This window comes from Aeromonas media, from assembly GCF_000819985.1.
In the GTDB taxonomy this organism is placed as follows: domain Bacteria; phylum Pseudomonadota; class Gammaproteobacteria; order Enterobacterales; family Aeromonadaceae; genus Aeromonas; species Aeromonas media.
Genome location: NZ_CDBZ01000147.1, coordinates 10,299 through 13,042 on the forward strand (window position 1 = coordinate 10,299; position 2,744 = coordinate 13,042).

Here is a 2,744-nt window from a genome sequence, read left to right on the forward strand (position 1 = left end):
CCGATATTCGGCAGTAGATCCACAGTCGGGCTGTCATCGTCGATGGTGATACCCAGGCTACCTGTGGCTGTGGAGCCATCGTCATCCTTTACCGTGTAACCGAAGCTCAGCGGGATATCATCCTCATCGCTAGTGACTGGCGACACCGGCGCCGAGTGATCTAACGGCAGCAACAGCTTGAACTCATAGGCACCTGTAGCCAAGTCGGTCACCTTGACGGTGAAGACTGTCGCACCTCCCCCCGTCTTGGCACCTGTCAGTGTCAACCCATCAGCACTGACCGAGTACACCAGCGCTGTTCCGCCCGAACTTAATCCCGGCAAGCCCGCCGTGCTCCAGGTGAATGCACCTGTCGACGCCGCGCCATCGCCACCGAAGTTGTAGCCCAGAGTACCGGTGACTGTTGTATTCGCACCGGTTGCGTCGTTTGGACCGCCAATAATGCCGTTGCTCAGCCCTTCCTCATCCACGGTATTGCTGGCAGTACCCCCTGTGGGGGTAGCAGCATCGGTAATGGCGATGGTGATGTTGTCGGTCACCGTGTCCTGGTCATAGTCACGCACCCGTACCGAGAAGCTTTGGCTGTTGACCACATCCTGATCCAGGCCATTGGCGGCCTGGAAGCGCCAGGTACCGTCGCTGTTCACCCGCAGGGTTCCGCTCGCCAACGCGATATCGGTGTTCAGGTCATATTCGTTGGCACCCACCAAGACCTTGGTACTGCCTGCTCCATCGGCACCGTAACCGCTGCTCCAGGTGCCGTTGTAGGTCGCTCCCTCGACTACGCTGGCCCCGATATTCGGCAGTAGATCCACAGTCGGGCTGTCATCGTCGACATGGATCAGGAAGCTGCCGGCCAGGGTGCCAGTGCCGCCTGTGGCCTTCAGGCTGCTGGTGAAATCCAGGGTCAGCAGTTCGTTGTCATCGCCATTACCCAGCGGATGATCCAGCGACTTGACCAAGTTGAACTGATAGCTGCCATTTGAACCGACCTGAAGTGTGAACACAGTCGCCCCATTGGCCGTGGCAGTCAGGGTATCACCCACTACCGTATAGACCAGCGCCACGCCACCCGAACTGGCCGGGGTTACACCACTGGTATTAGTGTTGAGGCTGATGGTCGCGGAATTGTCCGGGCCGACAATCAAGGGGGCAACGGTGCCACTGACGCTATTGGTGACGCTGTCACTATCAGTGATCCCACTTGGCAACTCATCCTCATCGACATAAGCCTGCACCGAGCCCACATCTTCGACATACAGATGCAGGGTGGCCGTGGCCGGATCGCCGTCCTTATCGATCAGGATGTATTGGAAGTCTTCGGTGAGATCACCATTCACATTGGCGGGAGCCTGATAACTCCATGCCCCAGTGGAGAAGTTGAAGCTCAGCTTGCCACCCGCGGGAGTAGTGACGGCCGTCAGCTGCTGATCGCCATCGAGCACCCCGTCCCAGCTGTAGGTGGTCGCGCCAATCTTGATGGACTGGATATAACCTGGACCATCAGCGCCATAGGCATCATCGTCCCCACCACCCACGACATTGTTTGAGCCGCTGAGCACATTGCCTTGCACCAGGCCGCCTATCACCTGATTGAGCAGGGTGTTGACCAGGTCACTGAAGTTATTAACCCGCAGCGGCATGTTGTTCGGGCCGGCATCCAGGTCGACTTCTTGCAGGCGGACATCATTGATCCCATTGCCAATGCCTATGGTGGTGACATTGACCAGGTTGGTATCGACGAAATTGTTCCAGTTGGTTGCCACCGTGTTGGTGAGTGAAGCACCACCTGGGCCGGTTTGTTCATTGGGGTCACCATCGCTGATGAAGACCACCTGGTTACTCCAACCCGGGATCGGCGTGTAAGAGATCATGGTCTGCTCAATGGCATCGGTGAAGTCGGTGCTGCCATTGAATGGACGTATACCGCCGGGCTCCTGTGGGTTCAACGCATTAACCAGATTAGTGAACGCGGTGACATTATCGGTTGGCAAATACGCGATGGAATCGCCGGAAAATGCCACGATCTGGATCTTGACTTGGCCACCAGAGGTATTGAACAGCGCCTGTCCTGCAGTACGTACTGCATCCAGCATGATGTTCAGCTCGCTATTGTCGATACTGCCGCTGAAGTCGAGCACGAATACCATATTGATGTTCTGAGACTGACCGGCAAGCACGGTAGCGTAGTCATCTTGGGCCACAGGAATATCATCCTGCACATCGATGACGAATGACCCTTTCGTGAAGCCCTGGACCCGATCACCATCCCCATCGGTAGCAACCAGGACACCCGAGAAGTCGATAGGTACCGGCAGCAACTCATTATCGCCATTCGGCAACCCTTCCTTGACAGGATGATCCAGCGGTCCCTTCAGGGTGAAGGAGTAATCACCGTCAGCAGCCACGGTCAAGGTGAAGATCACTGTCCCGCCTGCGGTTGCTGTCAACACATTGCCCGCCACGCTATAACTCAGCGCCACGCCACCGCTGCTCAGCCCTTGTGAGACCAGTGAACTGACGTTATTCGACAGACTGAATACGCCAGGACCATCGGCCCCGAATTCCACCAAGGTATTCAGAGAGCCCGAAGTATCACTGACCGTGGTGGTCTGCCCGGGCCCTTCATGGTTGCCCTCATGGGGAGCACCGCCAGCCAGTGTCAGGGCATCCTCCTGTACCGAGCCATGCACAGTGGGGCCTTGCCCATTACCAGACTGCACGGGGCCATCGTCCTCGAAGCG

At 57.3% G+C, this 2,744-nt stretch carries 1 protein-coding gene; it reads right to left on the bottom strand.

Features of this window, described 5'->3' with window-relative positions; translation table 11 throughout:
- Positions 1-2,744, bottom strand: a 2,744-nt coding sequence (locus tag BN1127_RS22445; RefSeq protein ID WP_197069651.1) for a T1SS-143 repeat domain-containing protein, incomplete at both ends; no start/stop codon positions are given.